At 68.5% G+C, this 23,440-nt stretch carries 17 protein-coding genes; 1 reads left to right on the forward strand and 16 read right to left on the reverse strand.

Annotation, left to right across the window (positions count from 1 at the left end):
- Nucleotides 1-31: 31 nt before the first annotated feature.
- From rpsS to ngcE, 9 genes are all read right to left on the reverse strand, one after another.
- Entirely contained in the window at nucleotides 32-313 is a 282-nt protein-coding gene (rpsS, locus tag Y09_RS07265) for a 30S ribosomal protein S19 (protein WP_010550329.1), read from the reverse strand.
- Nucleotides 314-328: 15 nt separating this feature from the next.
- Complete coding sequence (gene rplB / locus Y09_RS07270) at nucleotides 329-1,165, reverse strand: 50S ribosomal protein L2 (RefSeq protein WP_010550330.1); 837 nt, start codon at nucleotides 1,163-1,165, stop codon at nucleotides 329-331.
- A 43-nt stretch (nucleotides 1,166-1,208) separates the two neighbouring features.
- Nucleotides 1,209-1,511 carry a 50S ribosomal protein L23 gene (rplW, locus tag Y09_RS07275; RefSeq protein ID WP_053917132.1) on the reverse strand — a complete coding sequence of 101 codons (303 nt, stop codon included), beginning with the start codon at nucleotides 1,509-1,511 and terminating at the stop codon, nucleotides 1,209-1,211.
- Entirely contained in the window at nucleotides 1,508-2,455 is a 948-nt protein-coding gene (rplD, locus tag Y09_RS07280) for a 50S ribosomal protein L4 (protein ID WP_053917133.1), read from the reverse strand. Before rplD ends, rplW begins: the two co-directional genes overlap by 4 nt.
- 5 nt (nucleotides 2,456-2,460) lie before the next feature.
- Nucleotides 2,461-3,141 carry a 50S ribosomal protein L3 gene (gene rplC, locus Y09_RS07285; protein WP_010550333.1) on the reverse strand — a complete coding sequence of 227 codons (681 nt, stop codon included), beginning with the start codon at nucleotides 3,139-3,141 and terminating at the stop codon, nucleotides 2,461-2,463.
- A gap of 11 nt (nucleotides 3,142-3,152) precedes the next feature.
- A complete protein-coding gene (gene rpsJ / locus Y09_RS07290; RefSeq protein ID WP_010550334.1) occupies nucleotides 3,153-3,461 on the reverse strand; it encodes a 30S ribosomal protein S10 in 309 nt (102 codons plus the stop codon).
- Nucleotides 3,462-4,016: 555 nt separating this feature from the next.
- A complete protein-coding gene (locus tag Y09_RS07295) occupies nucleotides 4,017-4,931 on the reverse strand; it encodes a carbohydrate ABC transporter permease (RefSeq protein WP_053917134.1) in 915 nt (304 codons plus the stop codon).
- Nucleotides 4,928-5,935 (reverse strand): carbohydrate ABC transporter permease, encoded by a 1,008-nt coding sequence (locus Y09_RS07300; protein ID WP_053917135.1) that lies wholly within the window; start codon nucleotides 5,933-5,935, stop codon nucleotides 4,928-4,930. The genes Y09_RS07295 and Y09_RS07300 overlap by 4 nt, the downstream gene beginning before the upstream one ends.
- The gene (gene ngcE / locus Y09_RS07305; RefSeq protein WP_053917136.1) at nucleotides 5,932-7,404 is read right to left on the reverse strand and encodes an N-acetylglucosamine/diacetylchitobiose ABC transporter substrate-binding protein; all 1,473 of its coding nucleotides are present in this window, start codon (nucleotides 7,402-7,404) and stop codon (nucleotides 5,932-5,934) included. The genes Y09_RS07300 and ngcE overlap by 4 nt, the downstream gene beginning before the upstream one ends.
- 290 nt (nucleotides 7,405-7,694) lie before the next feature.
- Here ngcE and Y09_RS07310 point away from each other — a divergent pair, with 290 nt between their 5' ends.
- Nucleotides 7,695-8,702 carry a general stress protein gene (locus Y09_RS07310; protein WP_053917137.1) on the forward strand — a complete coding sequence of 336 codons (1,008 nt, stop codon included), beginning with the start codon at nucleotides 7,695-7,697 and terminating at the stop codon, nucleotides 8,700-8,702.
- Between the two features lie 431 nt (nucleotides 8,703-9,133).
- On the opposite strand, the gene tuf is transcribed toward Y09_RS07310, so the two are convergent.
- The 7 genes from tuf to rpoB all read right to left on the reverse strand — a co-directional run bounded on the left by tuf (nucleotide 9,134) and on the right by rpoB (nucleotide 23,295).
- Nucleotides 9,134-10,321 (reverse strand): elongation factor Tu, encoded by a 1,188-nt coding sequence (gene tuf / locus Y09_RS07315; RefSeq protein ID WP_053917138.1) that lies wholly within the window; start codon nucleotides 10,319-10,321, stop codon nucleotides 9,134-9,136.
- A gap of 124 nt (nucleotides 10,322-10,445) precedes the next feature.
- Nucleotides 10,446-12,593, reverse strand: a complete 2,148-nt coding sequence (gene fusA / locus Y09_RS07320; protein WP_053917139.1) for an elongation factor G — start codon at nucleotides 12,591-12,593, stop codon at nucleotides 10,446-10,448.
- Between the two features lie 91 nt (nucleotides 12,594-12,684).
- Complete coding sequence (gene rpsG, locus Y09_RS07325; protein WP_010550341.1) at nucleotides 12,685-13,155, reverse strand: 30S ribosomal protein S7; 471 nt, start codon at nucleotides 13,153-13,155, stop codon at nucleotides 12,685-12,687.
- On the reverse strand, nucleotides 13,155-13,529 hold the full coding sequence (gene rpsL / locus Y09_RS07330; protein ID WP_053917140.1) for a 30S ribosomal protein S12: 375 nt from the start codon (nucleotides 13,527-13,529) through the stop codon (nucleotides 13,155-13,157). Before rpsL ends, rpsG begins: the two co-directional genes overlap by 1 nt.
- Nucleotides 13,530-14,072: 543 nt before the next feature.
- Complete coding sequence (locus Y09_RS18170; protein ID WP_053917141.1) at nucleotides 14,073-15,350, reverse strand: resuscitation-promoting factor; 1,278 nt, start codon at nucleotides 15,348-15,350, stop codon at nucleotides 14,073-14,075.
- Between the two features lie 454 nt (nucleotides 15,351-15,804).
- Nucleotides 15,805-19,689 carry a DNA-directed RNA polymerase subunit beta' gene (locus Y09_RS07340; protein WP_053917142.1) on the reverse strand — a complete coding sequence of 1,295 codons (3,885 nt, stop codon included), beginning with the start codon at nucleotides 19,687-19,689 and terminating at the stop codon, nucleotides 15,805-15,807.
- Nucleotides 19,690-19,806: 117 nt separating this feature from the next.
- Complete coding sequence (gene rpoB / locus Y09_RS07345) at nucleotides 19,807-23,295, reverse strand: DNA-directed RNA polymerase subunit beta (protein WP_053917143.1); 3,489 nt, start codon at nucleotides 23,293-23,295, stop codon at nucleotides 19,807-19,809.
- Nucleotides 23,296-23,440: the final 145 nt, after the last annotated feature.

Here is a 23,440-nt window from a genome sequence, read left to right on the forward strand (position 1 = left end):
TTCGAGAAGTGCAGTCGCTGCTGACATCACGTCAGCGACGACGGCCCTTCTTGTCGTCCTTCTCGTGGCCCTTGAAAGTCCGCGTGGGGGCGAACTCGCCGAGCTTGTGGCCGACCATCGACTCGGTGACGAACACCGAGACGTGCTTGCGACCGTCGTGCACTGCGAAGGTGTGGCCGAGGAAGTCCGGGGTGATCACCGAACGACGCGACCAGGTCTTGATGAGGTTCTTGGTGCCCTTCTCGTTCTGGGCGTCCACCTTCTTCTGAAGGTGGTCGTCCACGAACGGGCCCTTGGAAATACTGCGAGGCATGTGCGGTTCTCCCTATCAGCGCTTCTTGCCGGTCCGACGACGGCGCACGATGAGCTTGTCGCTCTCCTTGCCCGGCTTTCGGGTACGGCCCTCGGGCTGACCCCAGGGCGACACCGGATGACGACCACCCGAGGTGCGGCCCTCGCCACCACCATGGGGGTGATCGACGGGGTTCATGACCACGCCGCGGACGTGGGGGCGCTTGCCCTTCCACCGCATGCGGCCGGCCTTGCCCCAGTTGATGTTGGACTGCTCGGCGTTGCCGACCTCGCCGATGGTGGCGCGGCAGCGGGCGTCGACGTTCCGGATCTCGCCGGAGGGCATACGCAGCTGGGCGTACGGGCCCTCCTTGGCGACGAGCTGCACGGAGGCGCCGGCGGAGCGGGCGATCTTCGCGCCGCCGCCGGGGCGGAGCTCGATCGCGTGCACCACGGTGCCGAGCGGGATGTTCTTGAGCGGCAGGTTGTTGCCGGGCTTGATGTCGGCGCCGACGCCGTTCTCGATCCAGTCGCCCTGACGCAGCTTGGCCGGCGCGAGGATGTAGCGCTTCTCGCCGTCCAGGTAGTGCAGCAGCGCGATGCGCGCGGTGCGGTTGGGGTCGTACTCGATGTGAGCGACCTTGGCCTTGACGCCGTCCTTGTCGTGACGGCGGAAGTCGATCACGCGGTAGGCCCGCTTGTGGCCGCCGCCCCGGTGACGGGAGGTGATACGACCGTTGCTGTTGCGGCCGCCGGACTTGGACAGCGGGCGCACCAGGGACTTCTCCGGCGTGGACCGGGTGACCTCGACGAAGTCGGCGCCACTCGAGCCGCGACGACCGGGAGTGGTCGGCTTGCTCTTACGAATTGCCATGTGGGTTTCCCTCAGACTCTCTGCTCCTCGGAGATCGGCCGCCTCAGGCGACCGACCCTCCGAAGATGTCGATGGCTCCGTCGGTCAGGGTCACGATGGCGCGCTTGGTGTCCTTGCGCTTGCCCATCCCGAAGCGCGTGCGACGCGCCTTGCCCTGACGGTTGATCGTGTTCACCGAGGAGACCTTGACGTCGAAGATCTTCTCGACGGCGATCTTGATCTCGGTCTTGTTGGCGTCGGCAGCCACCACGAAGGTGTACTTGCCCTCGTCCATCAGCCCGTAGCTCTTCTCGGAGACGACCGGGGACAGCAGGACGTCGCGGGGATCCTTGTTCTGCGCGCTCACTTGGCGGCCTCCTCATCGGACGAGGCGGACTCCTTGACCGCGTTCACGAACCCGGCGGCCTTGGCGGCCTCCGGAGTCGCGAACCAGACCTCGGCCTTGGTGCGGCCGTACCACGGGGAGTCCGGGGTGTGGAACTTCATCGAGCCCTGGTTGCCCTTGATGTCGAAGCCCTCGGGAGCGGAGCCGTCGGCCAGCGGGGCCGCGGAGCCCTCGCCGAACGGAGCGTCCTCGGAGGCGGCGGGCGCGGCAGCGGCGGCGGGGGCCGACGAGCCGGTCTTCGCCGCGGCGAAGGTCGAGGTGGGCAGGGTCAGGGAGGCCTGGGCCACGAAGTCCTCGAACGCACCGGAGGTGAAGACCACGTCGTCGGAGAGCATGACGTCGTAGGTGTTCACCTGGTCCGCGTACAGGACGTGAGCGGCGGGCAGGTTGCGGGTGCTCAGGGCGCCCAGGTCGTCGTCACGACGCACGACCACCAGCAGGTGGCGACGGTCGGAGACGTGCGACAGGGTGACCTTCGCAGCCTTGGTGGAGGCAGTCTCGCCCGCGAGAAGCGAGGAGACGACGTGCACGCGGCCGTTGCGGGCCCGGTCCGAGAGGGCACCGCGCAGGGCGGCGGCCTTCATCTTCTTCGGGGTGCGCTGGCTGTAGTCGCGCGGGACGGGCCCGTGGACGGTGCCGCCGCCGGTGAACTGCGGGGCGCGGAGCGAGCCCTGGCGGGCACGGCCGGTGCCCTTCTGCTTCCAGGGCTTCTTGCCGCCGCCGCGCACCTCGGCGCGGGTCTTGGCCTTGTGGGTGCCCTGTCGGGCCGCCGCCTGCTGGGCGACGACGACCTGGTGGATCAGGGCCACGTTGGTCTGGACGTCGAAGATCGACGCAGGCAGCTCGACGGTGCCGGACTTCTTGCCGGCCGGGTCGAGCACGTCGACGGTCAGATTCGCTGCCATCGGGCTCAGGCCTCCTTCGCGGGAGTCTTGACAGCCGAGCGGACCAGCACGAGGCCGCCCTTGGGGCCGGGGACGGCACCCTTGACGAGCACGAGGCCCTTCTCGACGTCGACCGCGTGAACGGTCAGGTTCTGGACACTGGTGCGGTCGCCGCCCATGCGGCCAGCCATGCGCTGGCCCTTGAACACGCGACCGGGGGTGGAGGCGCCGCCGATGGAGCCGGGCTTGCGGTGGTTGCGGTGCTGGCCGTGCGTGGCGCTGACGCCCGCGAAGCCGTGACGCTTCATGACACCCGCGGTGCCCTTGCCCTTGGAGGTGCCCACGACGTCGACCTTCTGGCCCGCGGTGAAGACCGACGCGTCGATCTCCTGGCCGAGGGAGTAGTCGGCGGCGTCGGAGGTGCGCAGCTCGACGAGGTGGCGGCGCGGGGTCACGCCGGCCTTCTCGAAGTGGCCCTTCAGCGGCTTCGACACCTTGCGGGGGTCGATCTGCCCGAAGGCGATCTGGACCGCGTCGTAGCCGTCGGTCTCGACGGAGCGGACCTGGGTGACGACGTTCGCGCCGGTCTGCACGACGGTCACGGGCACGAGCTTTCCGTTCTCGTCCCAAACCTGGGTCATGCCGAGCTTGGTGCCGAGCACGCCCGCGACGGGGGTGGCCTTCTGGCCGGTCAGTTCGTTGCTCATCTCCACCACCCTCAGAGCTTGATCTCGATGTTGACGTCCGCCGGCAGGTCGAGGCGCATGAGCGAGTCCACGGCCTTGGGCGTGGGATCGACGATGTCGATCAGTCGCTTGTGCGTGCGCATCTCGAAGTGCTCACGGGAGTCCTTGTACTTGTGGGGCGACCGGATCACGACGAACACGTTCTTCTCGGTCGGCAGCGGCACCGGGCCCACCACAGTCGCGCCCGCGGAGGTCACCGTGTCGACGATCTTGCGCGCCGAGCTGTCGATCACCTCGTGGTCGTACGACTTGAGCCGGATGCGGATCTTCTGTCCCGCCATGGCGTCCTGTCTCTCTTCTTCGTCTGGCATGGATGCGGCCTCTCCCCGGTACCCGAGGACGGGCGTGTCGGCCTGTGCGGAGCGTAAAATCCCAGCACGCGACCGCCGAGGATCGGCTGCTTCTGCGTCGGATCCCTACCTCTGATGCGCACTCCGCACGATGGTGCGGTTCGCATCCTCGGGACGGACCTCATCCGGTGATCATTCGCCGAGGTGGACCTCGGGGAACGGAACCGGGCATGTCGGCCCGCGCAGACAACTCGAACAGTCTGCCAGACGGGCGCACGACCCCACAAGGGAGAGTGTCGTGCACCCCGTCACAACGGGGCGCTGGCGGCCGCGCCCTTCGGCTGCGGCTGCGGCTGCGGCTGCGGCTGCGGCTGCGGCTGCGGGGATCGTGGGCTGCGGCGGCTGCGGGGATCGTGCTCCGGCCACGATGCCGGTCCCGGCGCGATGGAGGGCCGGGGCCACGGTACGGCATCCGCGCCGCCGGTGTCCCGGCCCTCCCTCTCCTCTCGCTCCCGGACGCAGCGGGCCGGGGCGAGCGGGGTGCTGCTACTTGTCCGTGCTGGGGCCGAGCCCGCCCTGGAGCTGGCGCTGGAAGATCACGTAGACGATCAGCACCGGCAGGATCGTGATCGTGACCGAGGCGAACATCGCGCCCCAGTCCGATTCGTAGCCCTGCTGCGCCTGGAGGCTCTTCAGGCCCTGGGCGAGGACGTACTTGTCCTCGTCGGTGTTCAGCACCACCGGCAGGAGGTACTGGTTCCACAGGCCCAGGAAGTTGAAGATCGTGACGCTCATCAGGCCGGGTGTGGCCAGCGGCACCATGATCTGGAAGAAGGTGCGGAAGTCTCCGGCGCCGTCGATCGCGGCGGCCTCGGCGATCTCCTCCGGCAGCTGCCGGAAGAAGGCGTAGAGGAAGAACACCGTGAACGGCAGCGCGAAGCCGACGTAGGCGAGGATCAGCCCGATGTACGTCCCGCGCAGGCCCATGTTCATCAGCACGAAGAACAGCGGGACGACGGCGAGGAAGATCGGGAAGGTGAGCCCCGCGATCATCCCGTAGTAGATGATCCGACGGCCCGGGAACTCGAAGCGCGCCAGGACGTACGCGCACATCGCGCCCAGCAGCATCACCAGGAACAGTGCACCGCCGACGACGATGAGCGTGTTCACGAAGTAGCGGCCGATCCCGGCCTCGGTCCAGGCGGTGATGAAGTTGTCGAGGTTCCACTCGCTCGGCATCGAGAACGGCGAGGTGAGGATCTCGCGGGACGTCTTGAACGAGCTGTAGACGGTCCACAGCAGCGGCAGCACCACCGCGAGGGTCCACACGATCAGGATGATGTGGGCGACGCCGGCGAAGGCGCGGTCGCCGCGGCTGCGGCGCGGCCGACGAGGCTCGGTCCGGCGCGTGCCACCCTCCCCTGCGGAGGTGGCGGCGGCGAGGGGCGGGGCCTGGGTCATGCATCCTCCTTCGACCGGCTGCCGAACAGCACGAAGACGGCCATCAGCATCGTCACCAGCGCCAGCACCACGCCCATCGCCGAGGCGAGGCCGAACTGCGAGCGCGCGAAGGCGGTCTCGTAGAGATAGCGGGAGACCACCTCGGTGCTGCGGGCGGTGCCTCCCGACGGGGTCATCACCGAGACGTAGACGAACATGTCCAGCGCCATGATCCCCATGTAGACCACCGCTGTGGAGACGTTCTCCCGGATCTGCGGGAGCACGACCTGCGCGGCGAGCCTGACCCGGCCGCAGCCGTCGAGCCGGGCGGCCTCGATGATCTCCGAGGGGATCGCCTTGATCGCGGCGACGAACAGGACCATGTAGAAGCCGACGAGCGACCACACCACGGCCAGGATGATCGCGCCGAGGGCGAAGCGGGGATCGCCGAGCCAGGCGGTGCCGACCAGCCGAACGTCCGCGCCGAGGGCGTTCAGCAGCCGCAGCGGGAGGTTCAGCAGGCCGTTGAGCAGGCCGCCGTTGGGGGAGTAGATGAAGGCGAAGAGGATGCCGATGACGACGGCCGGCAGCACGTAGGGGAAGAAGCTCACCACGCGGTAGATGTTCGAGCCGCGGATGCCGTGGATCTCGCCCTTGGTGTCCCCGCCGATCGTGACCATGACGGCCAGGACGAAGGCGAGGGTGATGGTCACCGTGGGCAGGATGATCATCAGCAGCAGGTTGTTGCGCAGCGCCTTGAGGTAGACCGGGTCGGTGAAGATCCGGACGTAGTTGTCCAGGCCGATGAAGTCGGCGTTCCCGCTGACCCCCTTCCAGTCGGTGAGGGAGTAGTAGAACGCCTGCAGGAAGGGCGAGACGACGAAGACGATGTAGACCAGCAGCGGGAGGCCGAGGAAGACGGCGAAGAACAGCAGGCGCGACGGCGCGGGGCGCCGGCCGCGCCGCACGCGGGGTGCGTGCGGCGCGTCCGACGGCCCGGCGAGGGTCGTGGTCGGGAGGCTCATCCCTCGACGTCGAACTTCTCGATGCTGTCGTCCTCCCGCACGCGGTCGAGGACGGCCTGGGAGCGCTCGCGCACCTCGTCGGCCTTGATCCCGCCGCTGAGGAACTCGTTCCAGATCGGCTTGAAGTCCGGCCCGAGGCCGTACCAGTCCGTGAAGTTCCAGGTGAAGACGTTCTCGCCCGCGGCCTGGATCATCTCGTTCGCGGAGGCCAGCGCCGTGGAGCCGAAGGCGTCCTCGGGCACGGAGTCCTTCACGATCGTGGTGGAGGAGGTGACCTTCGCGAAGTTCTGCGCCTGCTCCTTGGAGAGCATCACGCGCAGGAACTCGAGGCCGCCTGCGCCGTTCTTCGCCTGTGCCGGGACCTGGAAGGGCTCGCCCGCGGTGCCGTGGATGGCCTCGGCCGGCATCGCGCCGTCCGTGCTCAGCAGCGGCTCGGGGCAGCCGGTCATCGCGAAGTCGTCGGGGGTGACGCCCTTCTGCTCGTTCTCGATCCACGAGCCGGAGGGGTACATGACGGCCTTCCCGGTGACCCACTGCGCCTGGGCCTCGGTGTGCTTGATGCCGGCGCCGCCGGGCAGGAAGAAGTCCGCCGCGACCGCCTCGCCGATGGCGTCGATCGCCTGCACCACGGCGTCCTGCTCGTAGGCTCCCGCATCGAGGGAGTCGAGCGCCGTGGCGACCTCCTTGCCGCCCTGCTTCACCGCCATCGCGATCGCCATGGTGTGGTAGTAGTCCGCGGCGTTCTGACCGCCGAAGGCGAAGAGCGAGAGCCCCTCCCCCGCGGCATTCTCGCCGATGGTCATGACGTCGTCCCAGGTGACCGGGGCGCTCCAGCCCTTCTCCTCGAACTGCTTGGCGGAGTACCACAGCGCGAACACCGTGTACACGTAGTTCAGGGAGTAGAGCTTGCCGGAGTAGGTGCCGGGCTCGAGAGCGCCGGGAAGGAGGGACTCCTCGATCGTGCCGCCGTCGATGGAGGGCGCCTTGATGAGCTCGTCGAGCGTGGCAAGCTGCCCCTCGGAGATGAGGGCCGCGGAGTTCATCGCCTGCGCGCCGGAGTTGTCGAAGACGTCCGGCGGCTCGCCGGCGACGAAGCGGGGCTGCAGCTCGGGCTGGATGTCGACGGTCGAGCTGACGTCGACCTCGATGCCGTCGTGCAGCTCGGACATGGCCTTGCCCGCGTCGATCGCGTACTGGTCGCCATAGCCGCCGTTGAAGATGACGACCTCGACGGGCTGGGAGGGGTCGACGCCGAAGGGGTTCTCGTCGCTGACCTCGCCGCCGCCCTCGGCGACGCCGCCGCCGTCGGAGCCGCTGTCGTCGTCACCGCTGCCGCCACCGGTGGCGCAGGCCGCGAGCGCCCCGGCGCCGACGCCCGCACCGGCCAGCGCGAGGAAGCGCCGGCGGGATGCCGCGAGACGGTCGAGGGGGGTCAGCGGCAGGTTCGTGCTGTCACTGGGAGTGTCCATGGGATCTCTTTCGTCGTTGAAAGGGGCGGGTTCGCCATGCCGAGCGCGCACCCGAGGGTGTCGTGGCCCACATGCTACGCCGCAGTATGTCCAGAGCCCGACCGAATCCGTCCCGGGCGCGTCACGTTTTCATATACCCGGTCAGAACCTCCGCGTCGGCACGCGGCGGCGCCCGGTGCGAGGGGCCGGGGGCGCCGTCCGCCCGACACGGCCACGAGGACCCCGCCGTGTTCAGGGATCGCCCCGGGAGCGCTCAGGCGGATCCGGATCCGGGGGGCTACCGTGACCCCATGAGTCAGAGTCCCTACGCCCGTCAGAGCCCCTCGGCGTCGTCCCCGCTGACCGCGCGCCTCTACGACCTCGAGTACCCGCGGTCCCTCGGCGTGTACAGCACCTACCAGGAGGTGCAGTCGGTGGTCGACACCCTCGCCGACCACGAGTTCCCTGTGCAGTCCACGCTGATCGTCGGCACGGATCTGAAGCTCATGGAGCGGGTCACCGGCCGACGCTCCTGGCCGAAGGTCATCGGGCAGGGCATCCTGTCCGGGCTGTGGATGGGCCTGTTCCTGGGGCTGCTGTTCATGCTGATCACGCCCGGCGATCTGATGATCGTCCTGTCGAGCATGCTGATGGGCATCGTGTTCTTCACCGTGTGGTCCGTCATCGGCTATGCGATGACCGGAGGGAAGCGGGACTTCACCTCGATGACCTCGACGATCCCCATGCAGTACGAGCTCCTGGTCGAGCACAAGCACGCGGACCAGGCACGGCGCATCCTCGCGGAGTCCGGTGCCGGGCCGGCCGTGGCCCCCTCCCCCGCAGCCGCGCCGCAGACCTCCCCCCAGGCGAGCGGACGCTTCGGCAGCCCTGCCCCGACGCAGGGCGGCGGGCAGTACGGCGCTCCCGCCACCACGCAGGGCGGAGGGCAGTACGGCGGTCCCGCCGGGCAGGGCGGTCCCGGATACGGCGCACCCGGCCCGCAGCAGAGCGGGTTCCCTGCGCAGGGTCAGGCCGGGCAGCAGGGCGTCGGCCCGCAGCACGGCGCGGAACAGCAGCAGGGGTTCGGCGCCGCCCCCGCGCCCGGGAGCAGCACGGACCAGGCCGGTGCACCGTCGCGCCCGCACCGCCCGAGCTTCGGGCAGCCGGCCGGCACCCCGCAGCGCGAGGACGCCCAGGCGGGCAGCGTGCAGGACGGGACGGCGACCGGGGACCACCAGAACCCCGGCACTGCGCCGCAGGATGGCGCTGCACAGCAGGACGGCGCCGCGCCGCAGGACGGCACGACGCCGGAGCGCTGAGCCTCCCGACGCACCGCATCTCCAGAGCCCCCGGTCGACGATCCGTCGGCCGGGGGCTCTCCTGTGCCCTGTCTCCGGCCCACGAGCCTCCGTCTCCGGACCACGGGATCCTGCATGTCCATTCCGGCGACGCCGGAGAGGCGCACCGTCGCCCCGGCTCGCCACCGTCCAGCCCGGCCCTCGCCCTGCCCGAGGCTCCGCGCGCTCCGGCGCGGACCTCGGCCCGCGACGACCTCCGTCCCGCCTCGACGGAGCATCGTCCAGGGACTGCTGCGCTGTCGGCCAGCCGAGGGACGACCACCTGGTCGTCCCCGCCCCGAATACCGTCCGGAGATGCGAGAAGGCCCCGCACCGGCGAACCGGTGCGGGGCCTTCTCTGCGCAGTGCCCCCGAGGGGGCGAGCCACGTCGGCGGGGTCTCCCCCGCTCAGATCACTTGTTGATCTTGGTGACGCGGCCGGAGCCCACGGTGCGGCCACCCTCACGGATGGCGAAGCCGAGGCCCTCCTCCATGGCGATGGGCTGGATCAGCTCCACCGACATCTCGGTGTTGTCGCCGGGCATGACCATCTCGGTGCCCTCGGGCAGCGTGATGACGCCGGTGACGTCGGTGGTCCGGAAGTAGAACTGCGGACGGTAGTTCGAGTAGAACGGGTTGTGACGGCCGCCCTCGTCCTTGGACAGGATGTAGACCTGCGCCTCGAACTCGGTGTGCGGGGTGATGGTGCCGGGCTTGGCCACGACCTGGCCGCGCTCGACGTCCTCACGCTTGGTGCCGCGGAGCAGCAGGCCGCAGTTCTCGCCGGCCCACGCCTCGTCCATCTGCTTGTGGAACATCTCGATGCCGGTGACCGTGGTCTTCTGGGGCGCACGGATGCCGAGGATCTCGATCTCGGAGTTGATCGCGAGCTTGCCGCGGTCGACCTTGCCGGTGACGACGGTGCCACGACCCTGGATCGTGAAGACGTCCTCGATCGGCATGAGGAAGGGCTGGTCGAGGTCACGGACCGGGTCCGGGATCTTCTCGTCCACGGCCTCCATGAGGTCCTCGACGGACTTGACCCACTTGGGATCGCCCTCGAGCGCCTTCAGCGCGGAGACCTGGATGACCGGCGCGTCCTCGTCGAAGCCCTGGGAGCCCAGCATCTCGCGGACCTCCATCTCGACGAGCTCGAGGATCTCCTCGTCCTCGACCATGTCGGACTTGTTGAGGGCGGCGAGCAGGTAGGGGACGCCGACCTGCTTCGCGAGCAGCACGTGCTCACGGGTCTGGGCCATGGGGCCGTCGGTGGCGGCGACCACGAGGATGGCGCCGTCCATCTGCGCCGCACCGGTGATCATGTTCTTCACGTAGTCGGCGTGGCCGGGCGCGTCGACGTGCGCGTAGTGGCGCTTGCCGGTCTCGTACTCGATGTGCGAGACGTTGATCGTGATGCCGCGCTGCTTCTCCTCGGGCGCGTTGTCGATCGTGTCGAAGTCACGCTTCTCGTTGACCTCGGGGAACTTGTCGTACAGGACCTTCGAGATCGCGGCGCTCAGCGTGGTCTTGCCGTGGTCGACGTGACCGATGGTGCCGATGTTGACGTGCGGCTTGGTCCGCTCGAACTTGGCCTTGGCCATTGTGGTGTCCTCCTAGGACTTTCTCGTGGTACTTCTGGATCGGGATCGGAGCCCCTCCCCGAGAGGAGGGAGTCCGAGGGAAGCGGGGGAACAGGAGAAGGAGCCTACCTGCTCCCCCGACCTCTCACTCGCCCCGGGTCTTCGCGACGATCTCGTCCGCGATGCTGGACGGGACCTCCGCGTAGCTGTGGAACTGCATCGTGTACATCGCACGACCCTGGGTCTTGGACCGCAGGTCGCCGACGTAGCCGAACATCTCCGACAGCGGGACGAGAGCACGGACGATCTTGACCCCGCTCGCGTCCTCCATCGACTGCACCTGCCCGCGACGCGAGTTCAGGTCGCCGATGACATCTCCCATGTACTCCTCCGGAGTACGGACCTCGACGTCCATGAGCGGCTCGAGGATGACCGGCTGCGCCTTGCGCAGGGCCTCCTTGGCGGCCATGGAGCCGGCGATCTTGAAGGCCATCTCCGAGGAGTCGACGTCGTGGTACGCGCCGTCGATCAGGGAGGCCTTCACGTTCACGACCGGGTAGCCGGCGAGGATGCCCGACTGCAGGGCGTCCTGGATGCCCGCGTCCACGCTCGGGATGTACTCGCGCGGGATGCGGCCGCCGGTGACCTTGTTCTCGAACTCGTAGAACACGCCGTCCTCGGCGTCGGTCAGCGGACCGAAGGTGATCTGCACCTTCGCGAACTGGCCGGAGCCGCCGGTCTGCTTCTTGTGGGTGAAGTCGTACTTCTCCACGACGCGCTTGATCGTCTCGCGGTAGGCGACCTGCGGCTTGCCGATGTTCGCCTCGACGTTGAACTCGCGGCGCATGCGGTCCACTAGGACGTCGAGGTGCAGCTCGCCCATGCCGCGGATGACCGTCTGGCCGGTCTCCTCGTCGAGCTCCACCTGGAAGGTCGGGTCCTCCTTGGCGAGCTTCTGGATGGCGACGCCGAGCTTCTCCTGGTCGCTCTTGGTCTTCGGCTCGATGGCCACCGAGATCACGGGCTCCGGGAAGCTCATGGACTCCAGCTGGATCGGGTTCGCCGGATCGGTCAGGGTGTCACCCGTGGTGGTGTCCTTCAGGCCGATGAACGCGTAGATGTGGCCGGCGAAGGCCTCGTCCACGGGGTTCTCCTTGTTGGAGTGCATCTGGAAGAGCTTGCCGACGCGCTCCTTCTTGCCGGTGGTGGCGTTGAGGATCTGCTCGCCCTGCTTGACCTGGCCCGAGTAGACGCGGACGTAGGTCAGCGATCCGAAGAACGGGTGCGCGGCGACCTTGAACGCGAGCGCCGAGAAGGGCGCGTCCCAGTCCGCGGCGCGGGTCAGCTCGACGGACTCGTCGCCCGGCTTGTGGCCAACCATGTCGGGCACGTCGAGCGGCGAGGGCAGGTAGTCGATGACACCGTTGAGCATGGGCTGGACGCCCTTGTTCTTGAAGGCGGTGCCGCAGAAGACGGGGTAGGCCTCGGAGTTGACGGTCAGGTGGCGGATGCCGGCCTTGAGCTCATCGACGCTGAGGTCGCCCTCCTCGAGGTACTTGTCCATGAGCTCCTCGGAGCTCTCGGCCACGTCCTCGACGAGCTTGCTGCGGTACTCCTCGACCGTCTCGCGGAGGTCCTCCGGGATCGGAATCTCGCGCTGCCACTGGCCGAGCGAGGGATCACCCTTCTTCGAGTTGATCGCGGCCATGTCCTCCTCGAGCGTCTCGGGCCAGTCGTAGGCCTTCATCTCGACGAGGTCCACCACACCGGTGAAGTCGTTCTCCGCACCGATCGGGACCTGCATCACCAGCGGCTTCGCACCGAGGCGCTCGATGATCGTCTTCACGGTGAAGAAGAAGTCGGCACCCAGCTTGTCCATCTTGTTGACGAAGCAGATGCGCGGGACGTCGTACTTGTCGGCCTGGCGCCAGACGGTCTCCGACTGGGGCTCCACGCCCTCCTTGCCGTCGAACACTGCGACGGCGCCGTCGAGCACGCGGAGCGAGCGCTCCACCTCGACCGTGAAGTCGACGTGCCCGGGGGTGTCGATGATGTTGATCTGGTTGTCGTGCCAGTAGCAGGTCGTCGCGGCCGACGTGATCGTGATGCCGCGCTCCTTCTCCTGCTCCATCCAGTCCATCGTGCCGGCGCCGTCGTGGGTCTCGCCCATCTTGTAGTTCACGCCGGTGTAGAAGAGGATGCGCTCGGTCGTGGTGGTCTTGCCGGCATCGATGTGAGCCATGATGCCGATGTTGCGGACCTTGTTCAGGTCGCTGAGCACTTCGAGTGCCACGGGCTTGTGCCTTTCTGGAGAACGGGTGCTGCAGGAGCCGCCGGACGGCGATCGGTGGGGCCCACCCGCGAGGGCGGACCCCACCGTGCTCTCACCAGCGGTAGTGAGCGAAGGCGCGGTTCGACTCGGCCATCTTGTGAGTGTCCTCGCGGCGCTTCACAGCGGCACCGAGGCCGTTGGAGGCGTCGAGGATCTCGTTCATCAGACGCTCGGTCATGGTGTTCTCGCGACGGGCGCGGGAGTAGCTGACCAGCCAGCGCAGCGCCAGCGTGGTCGAGCGTCCGGGCTTGACCTCGATCGGGACCTGGTAGGTCGCACCGCCGACACGGCGGGAGCGGACCTCGAGCGACGGACGGATGTTGTCCAGCGCCTTCTTCAGGGTCACGACCGGATCCTGGCCGTTCTTCTCACGGGCGCCCTCGAGCGCACCGTAGACGATCCCCTCGGCGACGGTCTTCTTGCCGTCCAGGAGGATCTTGTTGATGAGCTGGGTGACAATCGGCGAGCCGTAGACCGGGTCGACGACGAGCTGGCGCTTGGGAGCGGGGCCCTTACGAGGCATTACTTCTTCTCCTTCTTCGCGCCGTAGCGGGAGCGCGCCTGCTGGCGGCCCTTGACGGCCTGGGTGTCCAGGGCGCCTCGCACGATCTTGTAGCGGACACCGGGCAGGTCCTTCACACGGCCGCCGCGGACGAGCACGATCGAGTGCTCCTGCAGGTTGTGACCCTCACCGGGGATGTAGGCGGTGACCTCGACGCCGGTCGACAGCTTCACACGCGCGATCTTGCGCAGCGCGGAGTTCGGCTTCTTGGGGGTCTGGGTGTAGACGCGCGTGCAGACACCGCGGCGCTGGGGCGAACCCTTGAGCGCGGGCGTCTTCGAGGCGGACGACCGGGCGTCCCGCCCCTTGCGCACCAACTGCTGAATAGTGGGCACAGCTTCTCTTCCTGTTCGGCCATCGGGACTGTTCGTCCCGCTGGATCGACTTCTTCGACCGTTCGCACGGCCGGCGACCCGATCCGCCGCTCCCTTGGCCCGGAGCTCGGCGGTTCGACCCGCCCGTCAGGTGATGGCACCTGCCGGGCGTCCTGGAGGACCGTGATCGGTGCCCACGGGCAGCGGCCGGGCCAGGCCGACTTCCCGCTTTCGGGCACGCCGCGAGGATCCGCTCCTCGCGGGGGACGCCTCCCGCCTGCTCCGAGGAGCGGCGGTTCTGTCCCGGTCACGACCAGAGGGCACTCCGGACGCGGACTCGATTCTACTGAGACGCGCACGATGCGGTCAAAGCTTCGCGTCCCATCCGACGCAGATCACATGACGGCATGTGGCCGGGAACTTGCATCGACGTGAAGCGGCAGGGTACGGGACCGGAACGCGACGAGCGCGCCGCAGATGCGGCGCGCTCGTGGCGTGAGAGGGGTGGGGATCAGCGGCGCTCTCGCGCTGATCTCCTACCGCTCGTTCCTCGCAGTACGTCGATCAGCGGATGCCGAGCTTCGAGGTGCATGCGGGCCAGGCGCCCCAACCCTGGCCGGCCTGGACCTTCTTCGCGATGTCGATCTGCTGCTCGCGGGTGGCCTGGTGGGCGACCGGGGCGTACTTGCCGCCGCCGAAGGCGAGCCAGGTCGACTTGGTGAACTGCAGGCCGCCGGAGAAGCCGTTGCCGGTGTTGATCGACCAGTTGCCGCCGGACTCGCACTGGGCGAGGCGGTCCCACACGCCGCCGGAAGCGGCGGCGGGGGCGGAGGCGCCGGTGTTGCCGGACTCCGAGGACTTCTCCTCGGTGGACTCGGTGGACTCGCGCTCGGAGCTGCGGTTCGACTTGGTGTCGGACTCGCGCTTCTCGGTCTTCGGAGCCTCCTGGGCGGCGGGAGCGGCCTGCTCCTCCTCGACCTCGACCTCGGCCTCGGGCTCGGGCTCGGGGGCGGGCTTGGTGCCCTTGGCGACGACCTCGGTGACGGGCTCGGCGACGACCTTCTCCGAGACGAGCTCGGACTCGGTGACCTCGCCGTCCACGACAGTGTCGGTGTAGACCTTCTCGGTCGAGCCGGCCTTGCCCTCGGTGGTGGTCTTCGTGGTGCCCTCGACGAGGGAGTCGTCCTCGACGGTCTTCGTCTCGAAGGGGATCTCCTCGGTCTCCTTGCGCTCCTTCTCGCGGACGCGGTGGATCTCGTGGGTCGCGCCGTCCTCGAGGACGGTGTCGAGCGGGACGTCGGAGGTGTCGGTGTCCTCGACGTCGCCGAGGACCTTCTTCATCGCTTCGCCCACGGTGAGGGCGGTGACCTCGAAGGTGTCCTGGCCGTACTGGCCGACGAAGGTGACGGTCTTGCGGGTGACCACGGAGACCTCGCCGCCCGCGTCCTCGAGGGAGGTCTCGGGGGCGGGGCTGATCGCGGCGCCCTCGGCCTTGTACTCGGTCTCCGCGAGCGCGTCGGCGACGGTGTCACCGGTGGTCAGCAGCTCCTGCTCCTCGCCGTCGATGGAGACGGTGACGGGGGTGCGCTGGACGACCTGGATGTCCATGCCGTCGGTGACGAGCTCCTCGAGGCCCGGGGTCACGAGGTCGGTGTCCTTGACCTCGATGCCCTGGGCGGCGAGCAGGTCGCCGACGGTGGGCTGGGAGAAGATGCGGACCGCGGTCTCCTCGCCGTAGGCGGTGATCTGGGCCTCGTTCGACATCGCGAAGGCGGTGCCGCCGCCGCCGACGGCCACCACGCACACGGTCGCCGCGCCGACGATCCACGGAGTCTTCTTCACTGTTCCACCTTTTCCCTGCCGCGTCCGCGGCCTTCACGTGTCGTTCCCTGAGCGTCGGATCCCGCGGGGCGGGATCTGCAGCTCCGGCACGCGCGCACCCCCGCGGGCGCGGGGAGGTGCTGCAGGAAAGGTCGCGTGGGAACTGCCGGGTGCCACTCTTCCGTTCTTCTCCACCTGACGTAAGGGGTGAAACCGGACTTTGGGCTGGGGCCCACGAGGCCTTTACCCTCTCGTGAACCTCCGCGTCCGACAGATCACGCAGGGCCCGGTCAGAAGCGTCTTCGGCGCGACGCAGGCCACTCCCCCGCCCTCCCGACGGGCCCTCGGAGGGCGTTTCCTCCACAGGACGCCTGCAGGACGCAGGAACGCCGCGGGGCGGCCCCACCGTGTGGTGGGACCGCCCCGCGGCGTTCTCGGTCAGAGGGCGCTCAGCACCCGCTCACCGCTGCTCCGCTCACCGGAAGTCGGTGCGGAAGGGATCGGCGTAGTCGATGTCGTCGAGGTTGACCGCGCCGGTCTGGCCGAAGCCGGAGAAGTCCAGCTCGTCGTAGCCCGGCACCTGGTACATCTGCGCCTTCGCCTCGTCGGTGGGCTCGACCGCGATGCGGCGGAACCGCGACAGGCCGGTGCCCGCCGGGATGAGCTTGCCGATGATGACGTTCTCCTTGAGCCCCATGAGCTGATCGCTCTTGCGGTTCAGGGCGGCCTCGGTGAGCACCCGGGTGGTCTCCTGGAAGGAGGCCGCCGAGAGCCACGACTCGGTCGCGAGCGACGCCTTGGTGATGCCCATCAGCTCCGGACGGCCCGAGGCCGGCTGACCGCCCTCGGAGAGGACCCGACGGTTCTCCCGCTCGAAGGTGACGCGCTCGGCGAAGTCGCCCGGCAGCAGATCGGTGTCGCCGGACTCGATGACCGTCACGCGACGGAGCATCTGGCGCACGATGACCTCGATGTGCTTGGCGTGGATGTCCACGCCCTGGGAGATGTACACCTTCTGGACCTCGTCCACGAGGTGCTGCTGCACCTTGCGGGGGCCGAGGATGCGCAGCACCTGCTTGGGATCGACGGAGCCCTGGGTGAGCTGCTGGCCGACCTCGATGTGGTCGCCGTCGGCGATCAGCAGGGTGACGCGCTTGGAGACGGTGTAGGTGACCTCGTCGGAGCCGTCGTCCGGCGTGACCGTGATCCGGCGCTGCTTGTCGTTCTCCTCGATCGCGGCGCGACCGGAGAACTCGGAGATCGGCGCGAAGCCGGCCGGCGTGCGGGCCTCGAACAGCTCCTGCACACGCGGCAGACCGTGCGTGATGTCGCCGTCGGCGCTGGCCACACCACCGGAGTGGAAGGTACGCATGGTCAGCTGCGTGCCGGGCTCGCCGATGGACTGGGCCGCGACAATGCCGACGGCCTCGCCGATGTCGACCAGCTGACCGGTCGCGAGCGACTTGCCGTAGCACTGGGCGCAGGTGCCCACCGCCGAGTCGCAGGTCAGCACGGAGCGGATCTTCACCTCGCGCACGCCCGCCTCGACGAGCTGCTCGATGACCACGTCGCCGAGCTCGGTGCCCGCCGGCGCCGCCTCGGTGCCGTCGGCGCCGATCGCAGCGGTGGCGAGGACACGGCCGTAGACCGTGGACTCCGCGTGCTCGTGCGTGCGCAGCGCGCCGGCCTCCTCGACCGCGATCGGGAGCACGAGGCCCTTGGTGGTGCCGCAGTCGTCCTCGCGGACGATGACGTCCTGGGAGACGTCGACCAGGCGACGGGTCAGGTAGCCCGACTGGGCGGTCTTCAGCGCCGTGTCCGCCAGGCCCTTGCGGGAGCCGTGCGAGGCGACGAAGTACTCCAGGACCGAGAGCCCCTCCTTGTAGTTGGAGAGGATCGGGCGCGGGATGATCTCGCCCTTCGGGTTGGTGACCAGGCCGCGCATGCCGGCGATCTGGCGGATCTGCATCCAGTTGCCTCGGGCGCCGGAGTCCACCATGCGGTAGATGGTGTTGGTCGACTCGAAGTTCGCCCGCATCGCCTGGTCGACCTCGTTGGTCGCCTCGGTCCAGATGTCGATGAGCTCCGCGTTGCGCTCGGACTCGGAGATGAGGCCGAGGTCGCGGTTCTCCTGGACCTGGGCGGCCTTCGCCTCGTGCTTCGCAATGATCTCCGCCTTGCCGGGCGGTGTCACCACGTCGGACAGCGCGAAGGACGCGCCCGAGCGGGTGGACCACGAGAAGCCGTAGGCCTTCAGCGCGTCGAGGGACGCGGCGACCTGGCCCTTGTCATAGCGCTCGGCGAGGGCGTTGACGATCCCGCCCAGGCGCTTCTTGCCGACCTGGCCCTGCACGAAGGGGAAGTCCTCCGGCAGCGTCTCGTTGAAGTACACCGCGCCGAGGGTGGTGGTGAGGGTGATCGGGTCGCCCTCGGTCCAGCCCTCGGGGGCCTCCCAGTCGCTCGGCGGGACGGTGTCCTCGAAGCGGAGGGAGACGGGCGCGTTCAGGTGCAGCTCACCGCGGTCGAAGGCCATGATCGCCTCGGCCACGGAGGAGAAGGAGCGGCCCGCGCCCTCGACGTCCTCGCGCACCGTGGTGATGTGGTACAGACCGATGATCATGTCCTGCGCGGGCATGGTGACCGGACGGCCGTCGGACGGCTTGAGGATGTTGTTCGAGGACAGCATCAGGATGCGGGCCTCGGCCTGCGCCTCCGCCGACAGCGGGAGGTGCACGGCCATCTGGTCGCCGTCGAAGTCCGCGTTGAAGGCGGCGCACACCAGCGGGTGCAGGTGGATCGCCTTGCCCTCGACGAGCTGCGGCTCGAAGGCCTGGATGCCCAGGCGGTGCAGGGTCGGCGCACGGTTGAGCAGCACCGGGTGCTCGGTGATGACCTCCTCGAGCACGTCCCAGACCTCGGGGCGGGCGCGCTCGACCATGCGCTTGGCGGCCTTGACGTTCTGGGCGTGGCTGAGCTCGACCAGGCGCTTCATCACGAAGGGCTTGAACAGCTCCAGCGCCATGCCCTTGGGCAGACCGCACTGGTGCAGCTTCAGCTGCGGACCGTTGACGATCACGGAGCGAGCGGAGTAGTCCACGCGCTTGCCCAGCAGGTTCTGACGGAAGCGGCCCTGCTTGCCCTTGAGCATGTCGGAGAGCGACTTCAGCGGACGGTTGCCGGGGCCCGTGACCGGGCGACCACGACGGCCGTTGTCGAACAGCGAGTCGACCGACTCCTGCAGCATGCGCTTCTCGTTGTTCACGATGATCTCGGGGGCGCCGAGATCCAGCAGCCGCTTGAGGCGGTTGTTGCGGTTGATCACGCGACGGTACAGGTCGTTGAGGTCGGAGGTCGCGAAGCGGCCGCCGTCCAGCTGCACCATCGGGCGCAGGTCCGGCGGGATGACCGGGACCGCGTCCAGCACCATGCCGACGGGCGAGTTGGTGGTGGTGAGGAAGGCGGAGACGACCTTGAGGCGCTTGAGCGCACGGGCCTTCTTCTGCCCCTTGCCGGTGGCGATGATCTCGCGCAGCGTCTCCGCCTCGGCCTCGAGGTCGAAGTCGGCGAGACGACGCTGGATCGCCTCGGCGCCCATGCCGCCCTCGAAGTAGGTGCCGTAGCGCAGCTTCATCGCGCGATAGAGCTGCTCGTCGCCCTCGAGGTCGGCGACCTTGAGGGTCTTGAAGCGCTCCCAGACGCGGGAGATGCGGTCGACCTCCGCGTCGTACTTCTTGCGGATCTGGGCCTGCTCGCGCTCGGAGGAGTCGCGGACCTTGCGCTTCGCGTCGGCCTTGGCACCCTCCTCCTCGAGCTGGGCGAGGTCCTTCTCCGCGGTGACGGCGCGCTGGTTGATCGCGGCGTCGCGCTCGTTCTCGAGCTCCTTGACCTCGAGGTCGAAGCGGGCCTGCAGATCGGGCATGTCGTCGTGGCGGGCCTGCTCGTCCACGTCGGTGACCATGTACGCCGCGAAGTAGATGATCTTCTCGAGATCCTTCGGGGCCAGGTCCAGCAGGTAGCCGAGACGGCTCGGCACGCCCTTGAAGTACCAGATGTGGGTGACGGGGGCCGCGAGCTCCACGTGGCCCATGCGCTCACGGCGCACGGAGGACTTGGTGACCTCCACGCCGCAGCGCTCGCAGACGATGCCCTTGAAGCGGACGCGCTTGTACTTGCCGCAGTAGCACTCCCAGTCCCGGGTGGGACCGAAGATGCGCTCACAGAACAGGCCGTCCATCTCGGGCTTCAGGGTGCGGTAGTTGATGGTCTCGGGCTTCTTGACCTCGCCGTGGGACCAGCCGCGGATGTCATCGGCGGTCGCGAGGCCGATGCGCAGCTCATCGAAGGTGTTGACGTCGAGCACAGGTGTCCTTCTCTCGATCGGAAGTCGTGGTGTCTGAGGGAACGGGGGTCGAGGGCGGGGCCGGGAGGCCCGTCGGCGGCGCGGGGCGGCCGACGGGACCTCCCGGTCCCCCGTCCGTCAGACCTCTTCGATGGAGCCGACGCCCTCGTGGGGCCGGCGGGACAGGTCGATGCCGAGCTCCTCCGCGGCGCGGAAGACCTCCTCGTCGCTCTCCTGGACCTCCTGGGCGGTGCCGTCGCTGGACAGCACCTCCACGTTCAGGCACAGCGACTGCATCTCCTTGAGCAGCACGCGGAAGGACTCCGGGATCCCGGGCTCGGGGATGTTCTCGCCCTTGACGATCGCCTCGTACACCTTCACGCGGCCTGAGATGTCGTCGGACTTGATGGTCAGCAGCTCCTGCAGGGCGTAGGCGGCGCCGTAGGCCTCCAGGGCCCACACCTCCATCTCGCCGAAGCGCTGGCCGCCGAACTGGGCCTTACCGCCCAGCGGCTGCTGCGTGATCATCGAGTACGGACCGGTCGAGCGGGCGTGCAGCTTGTCGTCCACCAGGTGGTGGAGCTTCAGCATGTACATGTAGCCCACGGAGATCGGGTCCGGGAACGGCTCGCCGGAGCGGCCGTCGAACAGGCGCGCCTTGCCGTTCTCCTTGACCATCCGCTCGCCGTCGCGGTTGGGCAGGTGGTTGGCGATCAGGCCGGTGACCTCGTCGGCGGTGAGGCCGTCGAAGACCGGGACCGCGACCGGGGTGCCGGGCTCGCCGTGCAGCGCGGCCTCGGGCAGGTCCGCGGCGGTCGGGTCCTCGGGATCGAGCTCCCAGCCGGACTTCGCGACCCAGCCGAGGTGGGTCTCCATGACCTGGCCGATGTTCATTCGGCCGGGCACGCCCATCGGGTTGAGGATGATGTCGATCGGGGTGCCGTCCTCCAGGAACGGCATGTCCTCGACCGGCAGGATCTTCGCGATGACGCCCTTGTTGCCGTGGCGGCCGGCGAGCTTGTCGCCGTCGGTGATCTTGCGCTTCTGGGCCACGTAGACGCGGACCATCTCGTTGACGCCGGTGGGGAGGATGTCCCCGTCCTCGTCGTCGGTGAAGACGCGCACGCCGATGACGGTGCCGGACTCGCCGTGCGGGACGCGCAGCGAGGTGTCGCGCACCTCGCGGGCCTTCTCGCCGAAGATCGCGCGCAGCAGGCGCTCCTCCGGGGTCAGCTCGGTCTCGCCCTTCGGGGTCACCTTGCCGACCAGGATGTCGCCCGGCTCGACCTCGGCGCCGATGCGGATGATGCCGCGCTCGTCGAGATCGGCCAGCACGTCGTCGCCGACGTTCGGGATGTCCCGGGTGATCTCCTCCTTGCCGAGCTTGGTGTCGCGGGCGTCGACCTCGTGCTCCTCGATGTGGATCGAGGTGAGGACGTCGTCCTGGACCATGCGCGAGGACAGGATGATGCCGTCCTCGTAGTTGTGGCCCTCCCAGGACATGAAGGCGACCAGCAGGTTCTTGCCGATGGCGAGCTCGCCCTGGTCGGTCGAGGGGCCGTCGGCCAGGATGGAGCCGGCCTCGACGCGGTCGCCCTCGTCGAAGAGGACGCGCTGGTTGTAGGAGTTGCCGGCGTTGGAGCGCTGGAACTTCCCGATCGGGTAGGTCTGACGGGTGCCGTCGTCGGCCATCACCATGATGAGGTCCGCCGAGAGCTCCTCGATGACGCCTCCCTTCTGCGCGACGACCACGTCACCCGCGTCGACCGCGGCGCGACGCTCCATGCCCGTGCCGACCAGCGGCATCTCGGAGCGGAGCAGCGGCACGGCCTGGCGCTGCATGTTCGAGCCCATGAGCGCACGGTTGGCGTCGTCGTGCTCGAGGAAGGGGATCATCGCGGTCGCGACGGAGACCATCTGACGTGCGGAGACGTCCATGTAGTCCACGTCCGAGATCGGCACGAGGTCGGGCTCGCCGCCGGGGAGGCGCACGAGCACCTCGTCGGCGAGGAAGTGGCCGTCCTCGTCGATCTTCGCGTTCGCCTGGGCGATGATGTGGCGATCCTCGTCATCCGCGGTGAGGTAGACGATCTCGTCGGTCACGACGGAGTCGACGACCTTGCGGTACGGGGTCTCCACGAAGCCGAAGGGGTTGATGCGGGCGAAGGTCGCCAGCGAACCGATCAGGCCGATGTTCGGACCCTCGGGGGTCTCGATCGGGCACATGCGGCCGTAGTGGCTCGGGTGGACGTCACGGACCTCCATGCCCGCGCGGTCGCGGGAGAGGCCGCCGGGGCCCAGCGCCGAGAGGCGACGCTTGTGGGTCAGGCCCGAGAGCGGGTTGTTCTGGTCCATGAACTGCGAGAGCTGGGAGGTTCCGAAGAACTCCTTGATCGCCGCGGTGACCGGACGGATGTTGATCAGCGTCAGCGGGGTGATCGCCTCGACGTCCTGCGTGGTCATGCGCTCGCGGACGACGCGCTCCATGCGGGACAGGCCCGTGCGGACCTGGTTCTGGATCAGCTCGCCGACGGCGCGGATGCGACGGTTGCCGAAGTGGTCGATGTCGTCGGTCTCGACGCGCACCGGACGGTCGTCGACGCTCGTGTACTCGGAGACGCCGTCGTGCAGGGCCACGATGTACTTGATGGTCGCGACGATGTCCTGCAGGCGCAGGGTCGACTCGGAGAGGCTGCCCTCGAGGCCGAGCTTCTTGTCGATCTTGTAGCGGCCGACCTTCGCGAGGTCGTAGCGCTTGGCGTTGAAGTAGAGGTTGTTCAGCATCGCCTCGCCCGCATCGCGCGTGGGCGGCTCGCCCGGGCGCTGCTTGCGGTAGATGTCGATGAGGGCCTCGTCCTGGGAGGCGATGCGGTCCTTCTCGAGGGTGGAGCGCATCGACTCGAACTCGCCGAACTCCTCGAGGATGTCGCTGTGGGACATGCCGAGGGCCTGCAGCAGGGTCGTGACGGACTGCTTGCGCTTGCGGTCGATGCGCACGCCGACCTGGTCGCGCTTGTCGACCTCGAACTCGAGCCAGGCACCGCGCGAGGGGATGACCTTGGCGGAGAAGATGTGCTTGTCCGAGGTCTTGTCGATCGACTCCTCGAAGTACACGCCCGGGGAGCGGACGAGCTGCGAGACGACGACGCGCTCGGTGCCGTTGATGATGAAGGTGCCCTTGTCGGTCATGAGCGGGAACTCGCCCATGAAGACCGTCTGGGTCTTGATCTCACCGGTCTCGTTGTTCATGAACTCCGCGATGACGTACAGCGGAGCCGCGTAGGTGAGGTCCTTCTCCTTGCACTCCTCGACCGTGTACTTCGGGTCGTCGAAGGTGTGGTCGCGGAACGACAGCGACATGTTGCCGGCGAAGTCCTCGATCGGGGAGATCTCCTCGAGGATGTCCGCGAGACCGGAGGTCTGCGGCACGTCCTCACGGCCGGCAGCGGCGGCCTCGGCCGCACGCTCCTGCCAGCGCTCGTTGCCCAGCAACCAGTCGAACGAGGTGGTCTGCAGACTCAGCAGATCCGGGACCTCGAGAGGGTCGCCGAGCTTCGCGAAGGTGACGCGAGGGGAGGCGGTGCGAAGTGCGATGTCGGTGGTGCGATCGGTGCTCGAGGCAGCCAAAGGGGGGTCCTTCCACAGGCCGATGACGGAATCCCAGGCGCGGCGAACACCCGTCGGGCGATGGAGCAGACGATGTCGAGGTCAGGCGACGGAACCCACGGGAGACGCGCAGCGCAAGGACTGAGCATACACAAAATCGCGGATG

Source organism: Brachybacterium sp. SW0106-09 (genome assembly GCF_001293905.1).
GTDB classification, from domain to species: domain Bacteria; phylum Actinomycetota; class Actinomycetes; order Actinomycetales; family Dermabacteraceae; genus Brachybacterium; species Brachybacterium conglomeratum.

Coding starts and splice junctions, on each gene's coding strand:
- rpsS (WP_010550329.1), bottom strand. CDS start 313: ATGCCTCGCAGTATTTCCAAGGGCCCGTTCGTGGACGACCACCTTCAG.
- rplB (WP_010550330.1), bottom strand. CDS start 1,165: ATGGCAATTCGTAAGAGCAAGCCGACCACTCCCGGTCGTCGCGGCTCG.
- rplD (WP_053917133.1), bottom strand. CDS start 2,455: ATGGCAGCGAATCTGACCGTCGACGTGCTCGACCCGGCCGGCAAGAAG.
- rplC (WP_010550333.1), bottom strand. CDS start 3,141: ATGAGCAACGAACTGACCGGCCAGAAGGCCACCCCCGTCGCGGGCGTG.
- rpsJ (WP_010550334.1), bottom strand. CDS start 3,461: ATGGCGGGACAGAAGATCCGCATCCGGCTCAAGTCGTACGACCACGAG.
- Y09_RS07295 (WP_053917134.1), bottom strand. CDS start 4,931: ATGACCCAGGCCCCGCCCCTCGCCGCCGCCACCTCCGCAGGGGAGGGT.
- Y09_RS07300 (WP_053917135.1), bottom strand. CDS start 5,935: ATGAGCCTCCCGACCACGACCCTCGCCGGGCCGTCGGACGCGCCGCAC.
- ngcE (WP_053917136.1), bottom strand. CDS start 7,404: ATGGACACTCCCAGTGACAGCACGAACCTGCCGCTGACCCCCCTCGAC.
- Y09_RS07310 (WP_053917137.1), top strand. CDS start 7,695: ATGAGTCAGAGTCCCTACGCCCGTCAGAGCCCCTCGGCGTCGTCCCCG.
- tuf (WP_053917138.1), bottom strand. CDS start 10,321: ATGGCCAAGGCCAAGTTCGAGCGGACCAAGCCGCACGTCAACATCGGC.
- rpsG (WP_010550341.1), bottom strand. CDS start 13,155: ATGCCTCGTAAGGGCCCCGCTCCCAAGCGCCAGCTCGTCGTCGACCCG.